This is a genomic window from Spirosoma foliorum, assembly GCF_014117325.1.
Classification (GTDB): Bacteria; Bacteroidota; Bacteroidia; order Cytophagales; family Spirosomataceae; genus Spirosoma; species Spirosoma foliorum.
This window is the reverse complement of record NZ_CP059732.1, coordinates 3,640,627-3,660,285: the sequence shown is the minus strand read 5'-3', so window position 1 is coordinate 3,660,285 and position 19,659 is coordinate 3,640,627. Positions and strand designations below refer to the sequence as shown.

General features: G+C 47.1%; 24 protein-coding genes. 16 read left to right on the top strand and 8 right to left on the bottom strand.

Translation table 11 applies throughout. From position 1 onward, the window contains the following. Positions 1–228 precede the first annotated feature (228 nt). Positions 229–1,041 carry an RpnC/YadD family protein gene (locus H3H32_RS15450; protein ID WP_182463551.1) on the top strand — a complete coding sequence of 271 codons (813 nt, stop codon included), beginning with the start codon at positions 229–231 and terminating at the stop codon, positions 1,039–1,041. Positions 1,042–1,169: 128 nt separating this feature from the next. After that, positions 1,170–1,460: a hypothetical protein gene (locus tag H3H32_RS15445; RefSeq protein WP_182463550.1), complete on the top strand. Its 291-nt coding sequence runs from the start codon at positions 1,170–1,172 to the stop codon at positions 1,458–1,460. Between the two features lie 148 nt (positions 1,461–1,608). Here the strand turns inward: H3H32_RS15445 and H3H32_RS15440 are convergent, their stop codons facing one another. Genes H3H32_RS15440 through H3H32_RS15420 form a run of 5 tightly spaced genes read right to left on the bottom strand, consistent with a single transcriptional unit; the run spans position 1,609 to position 3,970 of the window. Then, on the bottom strand, positions 1,609–2,172 hold the full coding sequence (locus tag H3H32_RS15440) for a DUF4256 domain-containing protein (RefSeq protein ID WP_182463549.1): 564 nt from the start codon (positions 2,170–2,172) through the stop codon (positions 1,609–1,611). Positions 2,173–2,193: 21 nt separating this feature from the next. After that, the gene (locus tag H3H32_RS15435) at positions 2,194–2,772 is read right to left on the bottom strand and encodes a YdeI/OmpD-associated family protein (protein ID WP_182463548.1); all 579 of its coding nucleotides are present in this window, start codon (positions 2,770–2,772) and stop codon (positions 2,194–2,196) included. Between the two features lie 9 nt (positions 2,773–2,781). Next, positions 2,782–3,174: a DoxX family protein gene (locus H3H32_RS15430; RefSeq protein WP_182463547.1), complete on the bottom strand. Its 393-nt coding sequence runs from the start codon at positions 3,172–3,174 to the stop codon at positions 2,782–2,784. Continuing rightward, positions 3,158–3,640, bottom strand: a complete 483-nt coding sequence (locus tag H3H32_RS15425) for an SRPBCC domain-containing protein (protein ID WP_182463546.1) — start codon at positions 3,638–3,640, stop codon at positions 3,158–3,160. Before H3H32_RS15425 ends, H3H32_RS15430 begins: the two co-directional genes overlap by 17 nt. A gap of 6 nt (positions 3,641–3,646) precedes the next feature. Further along, positions 3,647–3,970, bottom strand: coding sequence for an ArsR/SmtB family transcription factor (locus tag H3H32_RS15420; protein WP_182463545.1), 324 nt, complete (start codon positions 3,968–3,970; stop codon positions 3,647–3,649). Between the two features lie 192 nt (positions 3,971–4,162). On the opposite strand from H3H32_RS15420, the gene H3H32_RS15415 reads away from it, so the two are divergent. Both H3H32_RS15415 and H3H32_RS15410 read left to right on the top strand, forming a co-directional pair. Then, positions 4,163–4,417 (top strand): DUF8507 family protein, encoded by a 255-nt coding sequence (locus H3H32_RS15415; RefSeq protein WP_182463544.1) that lies wholly within the window; start codon positions 4,163–4,165, stop codon positions 4,415–4,417. Then, complete coding sequence (locus H3H32_RS15410; protein ID WP_240543787.1) at positions 4,414–4,848, top strand: putative toxin-antitoxin system toxin component, PIN family; 435 nt, start codon at positions 4,414–4,416, stop codon at positions 4,846–4,848. Before H3H32_RS15415 ends, H3H32_RS15410 begins: the two co-directional genes overlap by 4 nt. 17 nt (positions 4,849–4,865) lie before the next feature. On the opposite strand, the gene H3H32_RS15405 is transcribed toward H3H32_RS15410, so the two are convergent. From H3H32_RS15405 to H3H32_RS15395, 3 genes are all read right to left on the bottom strand, one after another. After that, the gene (locus tag H3H32_RS15405; protein ID WP_182463543.1) at positions 4,866–5,660 is read right to left on the bottom strand and encodes a hypothetical protein; all 795 of its coding nucleotides are present in this window, start codon (positions 5,658–5,660) and stop codon (positions 4,866–4,868) included. A gap of 62 nt (positions 5,661–5,722) precedes the next feature. After that, positions 5,723–6,046, bottom strand: a complete 324-nt coding sequence (locus tag H3H32_RS38260; protein ID WP_374191841.1) for a hypothetical protein — start codon at positions 6,044–6,046, stop codon at positions 5,723–5,725. Further along, complete coding sequence (locus H3H32_RS15395; RefSeq protein WP_182463541.1) at positions 6,012–6,299, bottom strand: hypothetical protein; 288 nt, start codon at positions 6,297–6,299, stop codon at positions 6,012–6,014. Before H3H32_RS15395 ends, H3H32_RS38260 begins: the two co-directional genes overlap by 35 nt. A 330-nt stretch (positions 6,300–6,629) precedes the next feature. Between H3H32_RS15395 and H3H32_RS15390 the strand changes: the two genes are divergently transcribed. The 12 genes from H3H32_RS15390 to H3H32_RS15340 all read left to right on the top strand — a co-directional run bounded on the left by H3H32_RS15390 (position 6,630) and on the right by H3H32_RS15340 (position 19,577). After that, entirely contained in the window at positions 6,630–8,048 is a 1,419-nt protein-coding gene (locus H3H32_RS15390; RefSeq protein WP_182463540.1) for an L-fucose/L-arabinose isomerase family protein, read from the top strand. 151 nt (positions 8,049–8,199) lie between these two features. After that, complete coding sequence (locus H3H32_RS15385; RefSeq protein WP_182463539.1) at positions 8,200–9,090, top strand: alpha/beta hydrolase; 891 nt, start codon at positions 8,200–8,202, stop codon at positions 9,088–9,090. A 60-nt stretch (positions 9,091–9,150) separates the two neighbouring features. Next, complete coding sequence (locus H3H32_RS15380) at positions 9,151–10,764, top strand: DUF1593 domain-containing protein (protein WP_182463538.1); 1,614 nt, start codon at positions 9,151–9,153, stop codon at positions 10,762–10,764. A gap of 13 nt (positions 10,765–10,777) precedes the next feature. Then, positions 10,778–11,587: a transketolase gene (locus H3H32_RS15375; RefSeq protein ID WP_182463537.1), complete on the top strand. Its 810-nt coding sequence runs from the start codon at positions 10,778–10,780 to the stop codon at positions 11,585–11,587. 49 nt (positions 11,588–11,636) lie between these two features. Then, positions 11,637–12,677 carry a nucleoside hydrolase gene (locus H3H32_RS15370; protein ID WP_182463536.1) on the top strand — a complete coding sequence of 347 codons (1,041 nt, stop codon included), beginning with the start codon at positions 11,637–11,639 and terminating at the stop codon, positions 12,675–12,677. Positions 12,678–12,701: 24 nt separating this feature from the next. Beyond that, a complete protein-coding gene (locus H3H32_RS15365; protein ID WP_182463535.1) occupies positions 12,702–13,679 on the top strand; it encodes a transketolase family protein in 978 nt (325 codons plus the stop codon). Positions 13,680–13,789: 110 nt separating this feature from the next. Then, positions 13,790–15,211: a DUF1593 domain-containing protein gene (locus H3H32_RS15360; RefSeq protein WP_182463534.1), complete on the top strand. Its 1,422-nt coding sequence runs from the start codon at positions 13,790–13,792 to the stop codon at positions 15,209–15,211. Positions 15,212–15,321: 110 nt separating this feature from the next. Then, a complete protein-coding gene (locus H3H32_RS15355) occupies positions 15,322–16,281 on the top strand; it encodes a D-ribose ABC transporter substrate-binding protein (RefSeq protein ID WP_182463533.1) in 960 nt (319 codons plus the stop codon). A gap of 6 nt (positions 16,282–16,287) precedes the next feature. Beyond that, entirely contained in the window at positions 16,288–16,914 is a 627-nt protein-coding gene (locus H3H32_RS15350; protein ID WP_182463532.1) for a DUF2291 domain-containing protein, read from the top strand. An 80-nt stretch (positions 16,915–16,994) separates the two neighbouring features. Then, entirely contained in the window at positions 16,995–18,191 is a 1,197-nt protein-coding gene (locus tag H3H32_RS15345) for a sugar ABC transporter ATP-binding protein (RefSeq protein ID WP_256432995.1), read from the top strand. Next, positions 18,154–18,516 carry an ATP-binding cassette domain-containing protein gene (locus tag H3H32_RS37860; protein ID WP_256432994.1) on the top strand — a complete coding sequence of 121 codons (363 nt, stop codon included), beginning with the start codon at positions 18,154–18,156 and terminating at the stop codon, positions 18,514–18,516. Before H3H32_RS15345 ends, H3H32_RS37860 begins: the two co-directional genes overlap by 38 nt. A gap of 80 nt (positions 18,517–18,596) precedes the next feature. Continuing rightward, on the top strand, positions 18,597–19,577 hold the full coding sequence (locus tag H3H32_RS15340; protein ID WP_182463531.1) for an ABC transporter permease: 981 nt from the start codon (positions 18,597–18,599) through the stop codon (positions 19,575–19,577). Positions 19,578–19,659: the final 82 nt, after the last annotated feature.

Below are 19,659 nucleotides of genomic sequence, written 5' to 3'. Positions count from 1 at the left end.
GCAGATTAGTATGAGTATTATGATTAATAATGATCTGTGAAAATCATAGTAATCAGTATAATCTGTCTTCTATCTGAAGAGGTTGAATAGTATAAAAATCAAAATTAATAGTAATAATCTCCTATAAAATCTGCTATTTTCTCTGGTAATTATAGGATATTAGCACATAATTAAGTGTATTTTTATAACTACTAAAGTTACTTTTCTCATTTTGACTAATTTTGCTTTATGGGAAAGCAGGCCAGTCAATATGACAAGATTTTTAAAGAGAATATAGAAGTCGTCTTGCCGAGTCTGTTGGAGAATATTTTTGGTATTACGGCAGTTGAGTCGGAGGAGTTACCTGATGATCTTCAGCACACAAAAGAGCGAAAACCGGATGTATTAAAAAAAATTACTGATGCGAAGGGAGTTACGTTTGTACTTCACATTGAATTTCAATTAGTTGACGAGTCAGAGATGGTTTACCGTATGGCTGATTATTTTATCATGCTGATGAGAAAATATAAAACCCCGGTCCGCCAGTTTGTAATCTTTCTCGGGCCAAGTCAGCCACAAATGCCTACTCAAATTGAGGTAGACTGCTTGCAATTCCGTTTTCCTCTGGTTGCGTTTATTCAGCTTGACGTTGAGCTTTTCCTTAAATCGAATCAACCTGAAGAAGTTCTTTTAGCTGTATTAGCCAATTTCAGCGACAAATCTCCAGAGGATGTCCTGAAGCGTATTATTGGGCGTATTGAAGAAACGACTGAAGGCGATTTGTCGTTAAATAGATACTTTAGTCAGTTGCGTGTGTTGGCGCAGTTGCGTAATTTGGAGCTTACATTAAAGACTACTATGGATAGTATTGCTAAGTTTATCAGCGAAGAAAGGGATGTTCTCTACCTAAGAGGTTTCGATAAAGGAGAGGAGAAAGCTGAGGAACGGTTTGTAAAAAATCTACTCACCAAGTTATCCTTGACGATTGAACAAATTGCCGAGATAGCGGGAGTTTCTGTTGAATTTGTAAAAAATGTGCAACAAAAGCTTAGTACTGAGTGAGAATGAAATTTGCAGCTGTAACCACTAGGTTATGTGTTTAATAGGGCTGGTGCAATTTTTTTATGTTCATACTTTGAAATACAAAGTACTTTATTAATTTTGCTATTGTTTTTAAAACAGGACTAGCTATGATCACTCAGAACACAAGACTTACTGGTATTCTGCTAACAGCCACCACGTTACTACTGATTCCATTTATTGCGATGCAGTTCACAAACGAAGTGAATTGGTCACCGTTCGATTTTATCGTTGCTGGGGTTCTGTTGTTCGGGACGGGACTAATGTGTGAGCTTGTTCTGCGAACAGTGACTAAAAAGGAGTACCGAATCGCACTTTGTGTCGTTATTCTGGTAGCGCTGGTCCTTATCTGGATAGAGCTTGCGGTTGGCATTTTCGGGTCTCCAATTGCAGGAAGCTAGTTTTAAAAGCCTAGATTGCTTTTTTGTCATTTCGACGCAGGAGAAATCTCAAGCTTGACTAATAGGTAAGATTGAGATTTCTCCTGCGTCGAAATGACAAAGAACTATTCAGTTTAAAACAGCCTCTGTGGTTAAAATCTTGTAAGTGCTACACTCTCAGCGAACCTCGGAATCCTCTGGCGGCATAGTAAGATTCGGCGCCGTTGTGATAGGTGAAAACAGTATCGTAACGACGATCACAAAAGAGAGCACCGCCGAGTTTTCGGATAGGAGCAGGGGTTACGATCCAGCTTGATGTTTTTAAATCGAACTTCCCAAGTTGCTGTAACCCCCGATATTGTTCTTCCGTTAGCACCTCAATTCCCATCTCGGCGGCCATATCCATAACCGTATTTTCGGGTTTGTTCTCTTTCCGGGATTCCCAGGCGGTCCGGTCGTAACAAATACTTCGGCGACCTTTGGGGCTTTCGACCGAGCAATCGTAAAAAATATATTCGCCCGTTGTTTCATCGTATCCTACAACATCGGGTTCCCCGCCGGTAACTTCCATCTCATCGAGGGACCATAATTTTTCAGGACTTACCTCCAGCTTTGCCTGTACAGAACTCCAGTTAAGTCCCTGATGACGGTCCCTGTTTTTTTCAAAACGGATTTTCAATACGCTGAGAAGGTCTTGGCACTGTTCTGGTGATAATTCTTTTTTGTTAGTCATGGTGCTGTTGTTTACTGTTTCCTACTCATTTAGCCCTTTTCCATCGAGAATCTGTTGAATGCTTTTGTCAATTCTTGATTCACGCGTTTTGGCTTGCTTGGGCTGTGAAAAATGAAAAAGATAAGCTCGTTGTCTACCCGGCGTCAGTGAGTCAAAGGCCGTTTTTAAGGCTGGATTTTCGTCTAGTTTGGCTTGGAATTCTTCGGGAACGGCGAATTCTGCTGTTGTTTTGAGCAGTACTTTCAAGCCTGCTTTTTCGACTTCAATAGCCTCATAAATGTAGGCTTTCAGCGTGGAGGTCATCTCTACAATGTCGCGAACATTGGTGAACCGAACCTGGCGAGCTGCCTGCACATTCTCCGTTTGTTGGATAAGAATACCATTGGCATCGTGCAACAAAGCGCCTTTGAAAAACAACAGTGCGCAGTATTCTTTAAAGTCGTGAATGAGAACAATGTTGCGTTGCTGAAATGTATAGCAAGGACAACCCCATTTTAATTCTTCGGTCAGCCCACAGTCGAGAATGATTGTTCGCAACTGCTCCACTTCTTTCTGCCACTTTTCGGCTTTCGTAAAATACCAATCAACCTTAGGATTCATGGGCTGCATTTATTGAAGAACTGAACTGATTTTCCGGTCGACTGGTCTGAAATACCACGATACCACTGTCAGGACTAAAAGCAACAGGGCTGGCATTGCCGAACCGATCGAATCGCCCGATGCGATGTGCGAAACTATAGCGCCTGCCATCATAAAGAAAAAGCCAGCGTACGCCCATTCCTTTACCACAGGGAATTTGGGGACAAGAATGGCGATAACGCCCAGAATTTTGCAGATACCCAGCAAAGGTAATAGGTATAAAGGGTAGCCTTGATGCGTAATCATATCGGCGCCACCCTGCCCTTCTTTTGCTTGTATCAGTTGTACTACACCAGTCGACAGCATGCCTAGGGAAAGCCAGAGGGTAGCAATCCAATAAATGATTTTATCGCGCTTTGTCATGATTTGTTAAGTTGCTTACTACGTGTTGAAGTCGATTGTGAGCCATGTTTATACCCTGAGCAAAAGGCAGTTGTAATACCTGATTTCTGATCGAGACGGATTTATAGACGACATGCATGATGAGTTTGCTGGTGTCGGGAGTTAGTTCTTCAAATTCCAGAAACTCTAGCTGAACCCCCATGGGAGCATTTTCCATTTCGAATGTCCGGATGATGGTCTGGTTCGGAACAAACTCATGAATTACCCCATTGAACCCGTGCTTATTGCCCTTGGGATCGGTGGTTTCGAATTGCCAGCTACCATGCTTTCTGTTTTCGAGTTTCAGCACTTTCGTTCCCATCCATTGCTCAACGATTTCGGGCTCCACGTAGGCTTTAAACAGCAACTCCAGCGGTAAATCGAACTCCCGCGTTATCTGTAACTCCTGTTTCCCATCTTCGGCATGGACCTTGGTTTTACGTTCCATGAGCGTCTATTTGTTGGATTGATAGTTTTTCATGATGGCTTCCAGCTTGTTGAAGCGGTCATCCCACATCTGGCGGAATGGCTCAATAAAATCAGCGACTTCTTTCATTTTTTGAGCATTAATATGATAGTAAATCTCTCTGCCAGTCTGTTCCTGTTTCAATAATTCGCACTCCGTGAGGATGTGTAAGTGCTTGGATACAGTGGGGCGGGCGGTGTCGAAGTTGGCTGCTATGGCCCCCGCCGTCATGGCTTGTGAAGCTACCAAAAGGAGGATAGCTCGTCGGGTTGGGTCGGCTATGGCCTGGAAAACGTCTCGTCGTAAATTCATTGTGTAGCTATTTGACTACAAATTTATGTGTAGTTATTTGACTACACAAATTTTTCTGAGTAATTGGTGAGATTTTGTGCCTGCTAGCTGTTTAAAGAGTATTGTAGGATTGAAACTTGCCTTGGCTTCAGCTTTTTGTAAATTGTGAGCATTGGTGGACCTTTGGGTAAGACATCTTAATTGTTGAGTAGTATGCAGATAGGTAAACAGCCGGCCAAACTGAATGAGGCACAAATGGTGTTGCTGGACCTTTTTCAGCATCGCACGATGAGTGCCGATGAGTTGTCATCACTAAAAAGGACATTAGTTCGGCACCTGAATGCTGAATTAGATGTGGAGATGGATAAAGTGATGCAGGAAAAAAGAATAACAGCGAAAGATGTAGCGATAGATGCTCATTTTGACAACCGGACAGAGCATCTGAAACAGATCCGTAACAATTTATGATTCAGGCGGTCATTGATACCAATGTATTGCTATCCTCTATTGCAAAACTTGATGAAACTCGCTGGGTGTATGATAGCTTCGCTAACGAAGAGTTTTGTTGGGTATTTAGTAACGAAATCCTGACGGAATACACGGAGATGCTTTGCTGGAAGTATACTGAACGAACGGCTGAAATTGTCACTTCGATACTACTTATTGCCGAAAATACGCGACGTTTTGAACCAACCTACAAGTATCAGCTAATCGAAATTGATCCTGATGATAACAAGTTTGTTGACTGTGCTATTGGGGCAAACGTTGACTGTCTTGTAACGGCCGATAAGCATATTCTTGAGCTTAGAAAAATTCAGGGCTTATTTCCTCCTGTTCCAATACTTACCCCCGTTGAATTTCGTAGACTGTTAGATTCTATGCGCTATAAGAATCTTTAAGCATGTTTAGTCGAAAATTAGTTCCGTTTACCAGTTTCAATGCCAATAAACTCAAAATAGCTTCCCTTAAGTTGGTATAGAATATTCCGTTTCGACACCTTCCCCTGATCATCGACAACGGGTATGTAGACGATTTTTCGTTTATCGTCGTACGTGATTAATTCCAAAGGTCTTTCGGGTCGATCAACGACACTGAAAAAATCGAACCCAACATCAATTCTGTTCAGTGTACTTGTTTTGGTTTTAAATAGCTCAACTGTATCGTTGAGTTTTTCATTATCGATCGTAAAAACGGAAATCGATTGAGAAGCATCTTTTGTAGAATACACTCCGTTTGAAATGACCAGATAGTAGTTCTTGTTTTTAATCGTCACCGTGTAAATTTTTGAACAGAAATATCCAGCATCACCACCTTCTTCTTCACTGTATTTAAGGACTTTGGTGAATACCTTCGAATTATCGCTCCATTGATAAATCTGATTGAAAAAATGCATCGTACCACCCGATTCTGTATCCCAACTGTATACCCTGAACTTTCCATCGGCAGAGGTTTGCGTAAAGCAGAAAATCTTGTCTGTTAATTTTTTGAATGGGTAAGTTAGCGTAGCAGGATTCGCTTTTAGCACTGCGGCCAACTCGTTCGCGAACCTGGTAGCGTTCTTATCGATTTGGTCAGGATCTCCTTTTAGTTTAGCATAGAGCGATACAAGTTCATTTTCTTTTGCCGCCAGGGTTTTGGTCTGAGCGAAAGACCTGCCAGATGTTAAAATGGCTAGGGCAATGAGACAGTAAAGGCTAAATAATTTAATCATGTAGGGTTGATTTCGGCTGGTGAACAGCAAAAATGCCAGAAGCTATTTTAATTTTCTACAATTTATGTTTGTTCGTACAGCATGGAAACCCCATTCCGAGACACATTGCCGTCAAACTGCACATTCACGTACCGAAACGCTTTCGTCAACTCCATCACCGAATCGTGTTGCTGTGTCTGATTGATTTGAAGGAAGTCTGTTGTCTCAGCATGAGCCGTATCGCGCGTTTCTTCGGGCGATTCACCGTAGTAAATGTTCACGTTTCCCTTGCCCGAAAGCCCTTTCAGCTTGATAAAGCCAAAGGTTTCTTTTCCAAAATCGAGTAGGAAGAGCCTGCTTTTTTGTCGACGGTTACAGCTTCCATCTCTTTCGTTGTGAGCTTGAATTTAGAGGTAGGTAGTTGACAGCTTCGGCCTGCGTCAGATCGAAATCCTTGTGAAAATCAATCAGATTGTAGTGGCTGTCTAATTTCCAGAAAGGGGGCAGAAAGATGGTTCGCTCAGTCCGCCGATTCTGCATGTTGTTCCCTAACCAGATCTCAAAATCACCCGGATACCAGATCCAGGTAGCCTGCTTCTGAGCTAGGACAGGCGATACAAATGATAAGAGTAGACAGATGAACGAAAGGCCTTTTTTCATGTAAATGGAGAGACTAAGCAGTATAAACGCAAAAGTAGTCGCCATTTAGAAAGTAAACGAAAGTATTCGTGTTATTTTTTAATTATAGTTAGGATAAATACTAAATAATCGACTGTTTTGATCTTATTAGTCATTTTATTGTACTATATTATCTAGATTTAAACTAAGAAACTATCTTGGGGTTTGAATTTTTGAGGAATATTTTCCTGACTTTGTTTATTGTTTGTTTGTTTTGTTTTCGAATTATTGTTTTTACCTTTGCTCGGGTCGCGAGTGATTCATTTAATGCCCGGCAATACCCCTACTGACCAGAATTAGAGAGACTAAACCATGAGCGTAAAAAGCGGTACTCCTGCAACCATAGGTGTCATTATTGGCAACCGGGATTTCTTTCCCGATAAATTAGTGGCCGAGTGCCGGGCCGATCTGCTGGAAGCTTTTGAGAAAGCGGGTATTAAACCCATCATGCTGGATGAATCGGCCACGAAGCTTGGGGGCGTTGAAACGTTTCAGGAAGCGCAGAAATGTGCAGAGCTGTTTCGGAAACATGCCGATGAAATTATGGGGGTGCTGGTCGTTCTGCCCAATTTCGGCGATGAAAAAGGGGTGGCCGAAACCCTGAAATGGGCTCGTTTGGATGTGCCGGTATTGATTCAAGCCTACCCCGATGACTTAAATCGACTGGACGTTGCCCGTCGGCGGGATGCGTGGTGCGGCAAAATTTCGGTTTGTAATAACCTATATCAGTTCGGGATTAAGTATTCACTGACGACAAAACACGTCGTGCATCCATCCGATCCTAGCTTCCATGCTGATTTGCTCAACTTCAAAGCGGTATGCCGGGTGGTAAAGGGCCTACGGAATGTTCGGATTGGGGCAATTGGAGCCCGTCCGGGTGGATTTAATACGGTTCGTTACAGTGAAAAAATCCTCCAGCGCAACGGCATTTCGGTCGTTACCGTCGATTTATCCGAGATTCTGGGGAATGCTAATAAACTAACAGCAGCCGATCAGGCGGTGAAAGAACGGCTCGATGCGATTAAAGCGTATACACCAACTGGTCGGACACCCGACGACAAGCTCGTTCAGATTGCCAAGTTAGATGTTGTCCTGAACAACTTCATGGCTGAGTACTCGCTGGACGCAACGGCGATTCAATGCTGGACTTCCGTTCAGCAAAATTATGGCTGTAACGTCTGCACGAGCATGAGCATCATGAGCGAAAATATGCTCCCAAGCGCCTGTGAGGTCGATGTTACGGGTACGTTGAGCATGTACGCCATGCAATTGGCATCGGGCTCGCCAAGTGCACTGGTCGATTGGAACAACAATTACGCCGACGACGAAAACAAGTGCGTACTGTTCCACTGCGGTAACTGGGCCAAGTCGTTCCTGCCCGATATTGAAATCAGCACGGCCCCAATTTTGGGAACAACTGTTGGGGAAGAAAACACCTATGGCGCATTGGCAGGCCGCACACCAGCCTCTCCGCTCACCTTCGGACGCATTAGTACCGACGATCCTAAAGGCATCATAAAAGCCTACATTGGCGAAGGTGCCCTGACCGACGATGCCCTGAATACCTTTGGTAACCGCGCTGTAGCTCAGATCGATAACCTACAGGGGCTGATGCAGTACATCTGCCGGAATGGGTTCGAACACCATGTCGTGATGAATGCTTCCAAAACGGCAGGTATCCTTAAAGAATCCATGGAAAACTACATGGGCTGGGAGGTTTATAGTCATTAGGGTGATCTACCCCACCCCCGTCCCCTCCCCTGAAAACAGGAGAGGGGTGTAGAATCGGCCTCCTCTAGCCCCTCCCTTGTTTTCAGGGGAGGGGTTGGGGTGGGGTAAAATGATGTAATGCTAGACTAATTGACCCTAACCTAAACCATCCATGAAGAAAATCCTCCTGCTTTTCCTCCTGTTATCCGGCGTTGCCCAGGCGCAGCAAAAAGAAATTCGAATCTACGACGGTCCGGCACCCGGTTCCGAAAATTGGAATTGGGTTGAGAAAAAGAATAATGCCAATGCGATAAAACTGATGACGGTCTTTAACGTCGTCAACCCATCGATTACGGTATTTCCGGCAGATCCGGCCGTTGCCAATGGCACATCTGTGATTATTTGCCCAGGTGGAGGCTTTCATTTTCTGTCCATTGATAACGAAGGAAATGATGTCGCTACCTGGTTAGCGAAGAAAGGCGTTACTGCATTTGTCCTGAAATACCGTACGGCCTATATCAACACCGACGACCCGTTTGCCGATATGATGGCGGGCATTAACGGGCCGCGCAAGGCCGAATGGGATGCGGAGAATAAAGCGACCATTCCACTATCAATTGCTGACGGTAAAGCAGCCATTGCCTACGTGCGGAAACACGCGGCCGATTATGGAATCGATCCTAATCGCATTGGTATTCTGGGCTTTTCGGCGGGTGGTACCGTGACGGCTTCCGCAGCTTTCAACTATACTCCTGAGAACAAACCGGCGTTTGTAGCGCCCATTTATCCGTATATGCCCGCTTCGCTTCAAGGTACGGTCGCAGCGGATGCGCCACGATTGTTTGCTGTCTGCGCATCCGACGATCAACTAAATCTGGCTCCACATAGCGTAGAGTTGTACAGTAAATGGCTGGCGGCAAAACAACCCGCCGAGCTACACATGTATGCTAAAGGAGGACACGGTTTCGGGATGAACAAGCAAAATATACCAACTGATCATTGGATTGACCGATTTGCCGATTGGCTCGCGCAGCAGGGGTTTATGACTCAGTCGAAAAAATAAGTGAATGTTCTGGTAGCCCTACCGATGAATCCGGTCAAACAGCCTCAAATCCAAAACCTTATGCGGTTACATCGACTACGTTTACAGTGGAGTGTCTGCCTTTACCTCGGGCTGTTCATGCTGTACTTTTTGACAACCCGTGCAAACGCCCAACCTACGGGTAAGCAGGCCCGCCCCCGCATCATTATAACCGCCGATCCAGAACTGGATGACAATAACTCACTGATCCGGTTTTTACTATATAGTAGCGACCTGGACGTGGAAGGACTCATTTATGCCAGTAGCCAATTTCACTGGAAAGGGGATGGGAAGGGGACAAAATGGGCCGTTCCGGGACGAGAATATAGTCGATTTGGTTTGAATATATGCCCTTGTGAATCATGGCGTTGGGCTAAAGACGAGCGCTTCATTCACGATGCGGTTGGGGCGTATGCGAAAGTATACCCGAACCTGAAAGTACATAACGCCAATTATCCCACGCCAACTGACCTCCAGTCAAAAATTCGCTATGGCAATATTGAGTTCGACGGCGATATTTCCAAGAATTCGGCGGGTTCGGACCTGATTAAATCGCTGATGCTGGATGATAAACCTGGTCCTCTTTTTATTACCGCCTGGGGCGGGGCAAGTACGATTGCCCGTGCGCTCAAAGCCATTCAGGAGCAATATGAATACACAACTGAATGGGATGTGATCAAAAAGAAAGTGTCGCGAAAAGTTGTGCTGCTGCCTTCTGGCGATCAGGACGATACCTACGCCAGCTACATAAAACCGAACTGGCCAGATATGGAGTACCGGCAATTTAAGGAAGGGCCAAATTATGGATATGGAGCGCAGTTGGGGGCCAAGCCTGAAAATGCGCCCTATTTGACGCCCGCCTGGATGAAAGAAAACGTATTGGACCGTGGCCCAATGGGGGCCTTATACCGGGTTTGGGGCGATGGGAAGCAGATGGTGAAAGGCGACATCATGGATTATTTTGGTCTGGCTGGCCACACGAATGAGGAACTGAAGAAAATGGGCTATGTAGTCTGGATGCCCGTACAGCCGAAAAACTCCTGGCTGGGCGAAGGAGACGACCACACCTTTATGAATATGTTGGGGAATGGATTACGAGCCTATGAATCAGGTTCGTATGGTGGCTGGGGTGGTCGTGGAATTGGCAACCGGGATGCCGTAGGTTTTTCGTTTGCAACCCCTCAGGATACCAGCGCCAACGCCATGGCAAACGCACTTAGCACGGCGAATACTCGGGCGACCAAAAGTGGTGATGAACTGTCTTTTCCTAATTTTTTCCCGGCTGCGCAACGTGACTTTGCCGCCCGACTTAAGTGGTCTGTAACTCCTAAGTATGCCGATGCTAATCATGAACCGGTTGTGAGAATCGCAGGGCCGTTGACAGTAATGGCCAATGCTGGCGAGAAAATACGACTCACGGGGGCTGTTTCGGAGCCCGATGGAAATGCGGTTTCCATCAACTGGTGGCAATTGCCGATAGGTAATCAAACGCCTAAAGTGACGATCTCGAATCCGACTTCGGCGCACGTGGACGTACTGATTCCGAAGGAAGTTGTAGGTGGTCAAACGATTCATCTTATTCTGGAAGCAACCGACAATGGGACGCCAGCCCTGACCAAGTATCAACGGATCATTATTAAGGTACGAGAGAAGTGATTTTGAATCAGTTATGACAATCAACGAATTAGCTCAAAAATCGGTGAACTATCGCCGGAATATTCTCAAATACATTGTTGGGGCCAACGCTGGCCATACCGGCGGAAGTTTGTCGTGCATCGACATCCTGAATGTCCTCTACAATTATGTCCTGAATGTCAGCCCCGAAACAGCCAAATCGCCGGATCGGGACCGCTATATTCAAAGCAAAGGGCATACGGTCGAAGCGCTCTATGTGGTGCTGGCCGATAAAGGTTTTTTCCCTGAATCGGACCTGGAGACCCTGTGTAAATACAAGTCGCACTACATTGGCCATCCTACCAAAAAAGTAGCGGGGGTTGAGCAAAATACGGGTTCGCTGGGTCATGGATTGCCACTCAGCGTCGGTACAGCGATCTCGGCCAAGCTGGATGAGAAGCCATTTCGGGTCTTCACCTTACTGGGCGATGGCGAATTGCCCGAGGGGTCTAACTGGGAAGCGGCACTGTTAGCTCCTCAGTATAAGCTCGATAACCTCTGCGCTATTGTCGATAAAAACGGTTTGCAAATTACCGCTCCCACGGCCGATGTGTGTAGTACCGATCCCCTCGACAAGAAGTTCGAAGCCTTTGGCTGGTCTGTGCGGCAGGTTGACGGACACGATTTGGGAGCCATGATGGAAGCCTTCGATGCGCTCCCCTTCGAAGCCGGAAAACCCAGCCTGATTATCGCGAATACCGTAAAAGGCAAAGGCGTCAGCTACATGGAAAATCAGCTGAAGTGGCACCACGGCGTACCCAACAAGGAACAATACGAACAGGCATTGGCGGAATTGAGTGATTGAATGATTGAGTGATTGAATGAATGAATGAGTGATTGAGTGAATAAAACCAATGGAAAAATTTATGACAATGGGTTTGCGCCTGTGGAATTTTGGGCTGATTGTATTACTCTGTCTCACAGCCTCATTCTCAACCTTCGGGCAATCGAAAGGGCTAGCAGCGGTGGAGCCTCGTATGCGCGTCATCGTGGATAACGATTTCAGTGGCGATCCTGATGGATTGTTCCAATTGGCTCACTTACTGATGTCGCCTTCAGTGGAGATTCGGGCAATTATCGGATCGCACTTAAACGCGCAGGATGGTTTTGATCCGTCGAAAATACAGGCCGACAATGCCGCCAAAAAGGCAAAGGAAGTGTTGCAGGCGATGAAAGTGACTAAAAGCATTCCCGTCTTTGCCGGATCGAACACCGCGATGGTGAATGACAGTACCCCGGTTAAAAACGAAGCCGTCAACTTCATCATTCAGGAAGCGTTACGTACCGATACGAAAACACCGTTATACGTGGTTTGTGGTGCCGGACTTACCGAAATCGCGTCGGCTGCGTTGACCAATCCGCTGATTGCCAACAAGCTGACGCTCATCTGGATTGGCGGACCTGAGTATAGTGAGCTAGCCTTGCCACCACCGGGTTATTCGGAAGTAGAATACAATCTGAACATCGATCAGGCGGCCGCTCGGGCGGTCTTCAATCGATCGTCCCTGCATTTGTGGCAAATACCCCGGAACGTGTACCGGCAATGCCTGCTGTCGTATGCGCAACTACTAACAAAAGTAAAGCCGCGTGGCCAAATTGGCGCTTACCTGAGCGGAACCCTGGAGACATTAATGACTCGTATTCAGCGGTTTATCAATATCGGCGAAACCTATATTCTGGGCGATAGTCCGCTAGTGCTGCTTACAGCCCTTCAGTCGTCGTTTGAGCCGGACCCTTCGTCAAGTCAGTATGTCGTTCGGCAGGCTCCACGCATCAATCAGGCCGGGACCTATGCACACAACCATACGGGCCGACCGATTCGAGTGTATACCCAGCTGGATACGCACCTGATGTTCGCTGATTTTTTCGCCAAACTGGAATTGATGAATCCGTAACGAGTTCATCCAATCAATACAACTATGGGAGAAGTGAGTGTAGTGACTGATAAAAAAGCCCATCCTAGCGTGGACCGGGCAAACCTGGATGTGTTTTCAAACACGTTACAGGAGCTGGCGGCTACCGATAAACAGATTCTGGTCGTGACCAGCGATTCGCGAGGATCGGGAAAGTTGGTGCCGTTCGGGCAGAAGTATCCGGCGCAGCATATCGAAATCGGGATCGCTGAACAGAATCTGGTCGGTGTGGCCGCCGGACTGGCGTCTACGGGTAAAAAAGTTTTTGCCGTTTCGCCTGCCTGTTTTCTGACGGCCCGGTCGTTCGAGCAAATCAAAACCGACGTTGCTTACTCGGATAATCCAGTAAAACTGGTGGGTATCAGTGCCGGAGTGAGTTATGGTGCCTTGGGTTCTACCCACCACAGTCTGCACGATTTTGCAGCACTTCGGGCCGTGCATAATCTGATCATCGTAGCCCCTGCGGATAACTTCGAAACCGAGCAAGCTATTCGTCTGGCTGCCGAAACCGAGCATCCGATCTATCTTCGATTCGGTAAAAAAGCGATGCCACTCTTATCTGAAGAGAACCAGCAATTTGAATTTGGCAAAGGTCGAATTGTGAACGAGGGCGACGATCTGGTGCTGGTGGCAACTGGTGAGACTGTTTATCCCGCGCTTCAGGCAGCCCGCCAGCTAGAAAGTGCACACGGCATTCACGCGACGGTCGTGAGTATGCACACGATTAAACCGCTGGACTACGATCTACTGGCGACTGTAGCGACTAAAGGTTGCCCTATTCTGACGGTTGAGGAACATAGTGTGTTTGGCGGATTGGGTGAAGCCTGTGCCTCATTTCTGATACAGAACGGGTTTCGTAACAAGTTCAAAATCATGGCTATCCCCGATGAATATACCGTTACCGGCTCGCAGGTAGAAATTTTTAATCACTATGGTCTGTCGGAAGATGGCATTGCCGAAGAAGCGCTGAAGTTGCTACAATAGAACCGCACGGGCGGCCCCGGCAGATTTTTATGATCGTTATGATTCATTAAGATCATTTTTTATCATGACAATCATAAAAATCCGTGTTCTATATTTTTCCTAAACCTCACATGAAACGCATCTATTTCTTAATAGTCCTACTCTTGCTGGCGAGCTTATCTACGCCCAGTTTCGCCCAATCCCCCCCCCCTCAAAAACTGCGGGTATTGGTGCTAACCGACATTGAAAATGAGCCCGACGATGCGCAGTCGCTGGTGCGTTTCCTGACATATGTGAATCAATGGGATGTAGAAGGACTGATTGCCACAACTTCTGTTCACCAGCAAAAACGGATTGCCCCCGAACGGATTCGGCGAATCGTAGAAGCCTATGGGAAGGTTCGGAATAATCTGCTGCTCCACGAAAAAGGCTACCCCGAAACGGCTTATCTTCTGAGTGTTATCAAACCTGCTATTCCCAAATATGGTATGGATGCCGTTGGATCAGGCAACGATTCAGAAGGGTCGGAGCATATTATTGCTGTGGTTGATAAAAAGGATGACCGGCCGGTTTGGGTGCCCGTTTGGGGAGGAGCGAACTGTCTGGCGCAGGCACTTTGGAAAGTTCGCCAGACGCGTACGCCCGAAGAGGTTGACAAGTTTGTGGCTAAGCTTCGTGTGTATACCATTTCCGATCAGGATGATTCGGGGCCGTGGTTGCGCAAAACATTCCCGAATCTGTTCTACATTGTCAGCCCCGGTTTTCATGCCCTTGGTGGGTATGAACCGTCGACCTGGCGGGGGATCAGTGGAGATGTGTTTCCCTATGCTCCCGGTTTCGCAGGGCCCGATTCCAATATTGTCAATAATGCCTGGCTGGATGCGAACATTCGTAAGAATCACGGGCCATTGGGAGCCGAGCATCCGCACACAGATTACATTATGGAAGGCGACACGCCCAGCTTTTTTAACCTGATCGACAATGGATTAAGCGACCCTGAGCATCCGAATTACGGGAGCTGGGGTGGTCGTTATGAACTCTACACACCCCGAACCCGTAAGTGGTTTCTTGAACCCGAAACCCGACCGATCTGGACGGACGCGGAAGATCAGGTAAAAGGAATTGACGGTGGTTGGTATGCGAGCAACAAAGCGACGATCTGGCGGTGGCGACAAGCGTATCAAAACGATTTTGCGGCCCGCATCAACTGGACGACTAAACCCTATAAGGAAGCGAATCATCCGCCTGTAGCCAGGTTGAGCCACGCCAACCAATTACAGGCTAAAAGCGGAGAAACGGTGACTCTTAGCGCCGAAGGCTCAACTGACCCGGATGGTAATGAGTTGACGTATGAATGGATTTACTATCCCGAAGTAGGCACCTATGCCGGTAGTCGGTTGCCTAAGGTTAGCAACAGTCAGCAGAAAGTGGCCTCGTTTACGGCCCCGAAAGTAACCAAGCCCGAAACGATGCATTTCATTCTGGCCGTAACCGATAAAGGCACCCCGGCTTTGACGCGCTATCAGCGAGTGATTGTAACGATAATGCCATAATTTTTTGTCATCCTGTGGTTGTCATTCCGACGATAGGAGGAATCTCAAGCTTGATTATTGAGAAAATTGAGATTCCTCCTATCGTCGGAATGACAAAAAAACTAAGCCTCATGAACAGTCGAAGAATCATTTTTCTATTGCTTTTTATCCTCTTCCTGATCGGAAGCTGTACGAATAAGTCAGCTACTAACCAGCCGAAGAAGGTAGCGGTGATTGTGTCGACGCTCAACAATCCCTGGTTTGTGGTGTTGGCCGAAACGGCAGCAGCTCAGGCGAAGGCGTTGGGTTACGAGACCAAAATCTTCGACTCGCAGAACAACACGGCCCTGGAGAGCGACCATTTCGAAAACGCCATTGTGTCGGGCTTCAACGCCATTCTGCTCAACCCGACGGATTCTGATGGGTCGATTGTGAATGCGCGGAAGGCCATTGAGGCAGGCATTCCGGTATTCTGTATGGACCGGGAAGTCAACTCACCCCAGGCCGCGACCTGCCAGATTTTGTCCGACAATTACTCCGGCTGCGTGGCTATTGGGAAATACTTTGTGCAAACGCTGCGAACGAAAGCGAAAGATGCCCCAATTAACTACGTCGAAATTCTGGGATTGGTCGGCGACAACAACACCTGGAACCGCTCGAAAGGCTTTCATAGCGTGGTTGATCAGTATCCGAACTTTAAGATGGTGGCTCAGCAAAGCGCTGATTTCGACCGAAATAAGGCGATGGAAGTGCTGGAATCTATTTTGCAGGCTCACCCCGATGTCAACGCGGTTTTTTGCGGAAACGATGCGATGGCAATGGGGGCGTATCAGGCGCTGGTGGCCGCTGGAAAAGCGAAAGACGTAGCCGTTTTTGGTTTCGATGGGGCCGATGATGTGATGAATTCCATCCGCGATGGCAAGATCAAAGCAACGGGCTTGCAATCACCCCAAACGATGGCCAAAACAGCCGCTGAGTTCGCTGATGCGTATTTTAAAGGCAAACGGGATTTTGCTAAGAAGATACCCGTAGCTGTCGAACTAGTTGATCAGGCGAATATCAAGGATTATCCAACTGCTAAAAAATCCTGACGAATCATGCCGAAAAACGCACTCAACTACTCGATTCTTCTGGTTCTCTTGGCGGTTGTCGCCTACAACTCAGTCTATTTCAAAAAGCTGGATGAGGTAAACGCTAATTCAGGCTCCAGTGCTGGCGAGAAGTTCAATGCGACCGCCTATGCGCAGACATTCTGGACTACGAAGTTATTACCAGCCAGCGCAACCTCCGCAACCGATTTATCGATGCTACTTTCATCATTGAAAACCGACAGGGAGAAAGCGGTCGATACCTATTCTCACGCATTGGGCATCGGCAACATCCGCTACTTTCTGGTCAAGGGCGAAGGTAAACTAACGGCCATTAACGATAATGACGTGACGATTTCGCTGCCCTCCGGCGAATCTGTAAAGCTGGCAACGGAATACATTTTTGGTAATGCCGTGCGGGATGCGTCGGGCCTGATCAAGATTATCGAGTTCGACAATACGATGGACCTCAATAATGTATCGGCTGAACTCAATGCGATTATTCGTAAGAAAGTTGTGCCCCCTTTTCGAGCTAGTGCGAAGGTAGGAAATACGGTGAAGTTTGTCGGAGCTATCGAACTGAATAAAGAGCATTTGCATCTGGATAATGTAGAGGTAATTCCGATAAAATTATAGACCGCAGATTGTCATGATTTATATGATCAAAAAGATCTTACTTAATCATAATAATCAGCGTTCTATTGACCCCGCGCCCTATGTTAGTAGCAGAAAATATCACCAAACGATTTGCGGGAGTAACTGCCCTGGACCAGGTCTGCCTTGAATTTTTGGCGGGTCAGGTAACTGCTGTGATTGGCGAAAATGGAGCGGGGAAGTCGACGCTAATGAAAATCCTGTCGGGTGTTTATCCAGACTATGAAGGGCAGATTCGGTTCAATGGGGAGCCAGTCCGCTTCAATTCGATTCGTGATGCACAGGCTTGTGGCATTGCGATTATCCACCAGGAGCTAAATCTGATTCCGTATCTGAGCATCACAGAAAACATCTTTCTTGGGCGAGAAATCACGACGCGCTGGGGCACCCTCGATCAGAAAGCCATGCGACTCCGAACCCGTGAACTCCTCGAAAAACTCCGGCTAGATATTGACCCCGATACATTAGTCGCAGAATTGAAAGTGGGTCAACAACAGGTAGTTGAGATTGCTAAAGCCCTGTTGGTTGAGTCGGAAGTGATTATTATGGACGAGCCGACGTCGGCCATTACAGAGAGCGAGGTCGCCGTTCTGTTCACGATCATCAACGACCTCCGACGCGAGAACAAAGCCATTGTTTACATCTCGCATAAGCTAGATGAGCTGTTCACGATTGCCGACCGCTATACCGTTTTGCGTGATGGAAAGTCAATCGAATCGGGCAGTATGCAGGGAATTGATCATGATACACTCATCCGAAAAATGGTGGGTCGGGATGTGAAGAGCATCCGACGACAATCGACGGAACGGGTACACCAACCACTTCTTTCGGTCGAAAACCTGTGTCTTAAGCACCCGATTCGCACACAAGAGAATCAGCTAAAAGACATTTCGTTCACGGTCGGTAGGGGCGAGGTGGTTGGCATTTTTGGGCTCATGGGAGCGGGTCGCACCGAACTTTTAGAAACCCTGTTTGGCCTTCATGCAAAGCGTACTAGTGGCGTAATTACTATTGATAGTCAGCCGGTTAAATTTAAGGCTCCGATTGACGCAATCAAATCGGGACTGGCATTGGTGCCGGAAGATCGTAAAAAAGATGGGTTAGTGCTGGGGATGGATGTGCAAACCAATATAAGTCTGACGGCTCTGGAGAGCATTGAACAAACGGGTTTCCTGAGTCAGAAAAAAAGAAACTTCGTTAGCCAAAAAATACATTGCCGATTTGCGGATCAAAACGCCTTCGGAGAAGCAAGTCGCTAAAAATCTGAGCGGAGGGAATCAGCAGAAAATCGTGCTGTCGAAATGGCTGGCCACAAACCCAAAACTGTTGATGCTCGATGAGCCCACGAGGGGCATTGATGTGAACGCCAAGAACGAAATCTATAAACTCATTCTGCAACTGGCTGATGAGGGTATGGGTATTATCGTCGTATCCTCCGAACTGCCTGAAATTCTGGCTATTTCGGATCGTATCCTTGTCCTGTGCGAAGGCACCCTAACGGCTGAAATGGCCATTGCGGACGCATCGGAAGATTTGATACTCAAAGCCGCTATTTCAATATCAAATGAGCGAAAGAGTGAATGAGTGAATGAGCGCAAAGCTGATGCAAGTTTTTTACGCTCTTTCACTCATTCACTCTTTCGCTCATTACATTCTTTACATATATGCAAGCCACCTTAACTTCCTATCGTCCTTTTCTAACGCGCTTTCAATCCCTGATTGCTCTGTTCATTCTGTGCCTGGGAATCAGCCTGATGTCCGATAAATTTCTGACGGTTGCCAACTTCTGGAATGTACTACGGCAGATTTCGGTCAACGTCTGCATTTCTACGGGCATGACGCTCGTGGTACTCACGGCGGGTATCGACTTATCCGTCGGTTCGGTACTGGCGCTTTCGGGGGCTATCACAGCGGGCTTATTGCGCAATGGCATTCAACTTCCATCACAGAATCTGTATATCGGCTTTACGTTGTTAGGTGCCACATTGGCCGGGTTGATTACGGGTTCTGGGTTGGGCTGGTTCAACGGCTGGGCTATTACGCGATTCAAACTGCCACCCTTCGTAGCGACACTGGCCATGCTGACCATCGCCCGTGGATTGACGATGCTCTGGACAGAAGGCTTTCCAATCACTGGCCTCGGTGATTCGTTCACTTTTCTGGGAACAGGCTGGTTTTTAGGGATTCCGTTACCCGTTTGGTTATCGGCCATTATCGTAGTCGTTGCCGTCTTGATTACCAATAAAACCCGACTGGGGCGTTACATATACGCCATTGGCGGCAGCGAAAGTGCGGCTCGCCTGTCGGGAGTGAATATCAATAAAATCAAAATAGCCGTCTATACTATCGCAGGGGCTCTTGCGGCTGTTGGCGGTCTACTCGTTACTTCCCGATTAGACTCAGCTCAGCCGAATGCGGGAACCAGTTATGAGTTAGATTCCATTGCGGCTGTAGTGATCGGCGGAACGTCATTGTCAGGTGGGCGGGGGAGTATTTTGGGAACTGTGCAGGGGGCTATTATCATCGGTGTATTGAACAACGGGTTGGTCCTCCTCAACGTATCGCCGTTCTGGCAGCAGGTCGTGAAAGGGTTCGTGATCCTGTTGGCGGTAATTATTGATAAATCAAATTCGAAGAGTGAATAGCAGTTTTTTGTCATTCCGACGCCAGGAGGAATCTCAAGCTTTATCAATAGGAAACTTGAGATTCCTCCTGGCGTCGGAATGA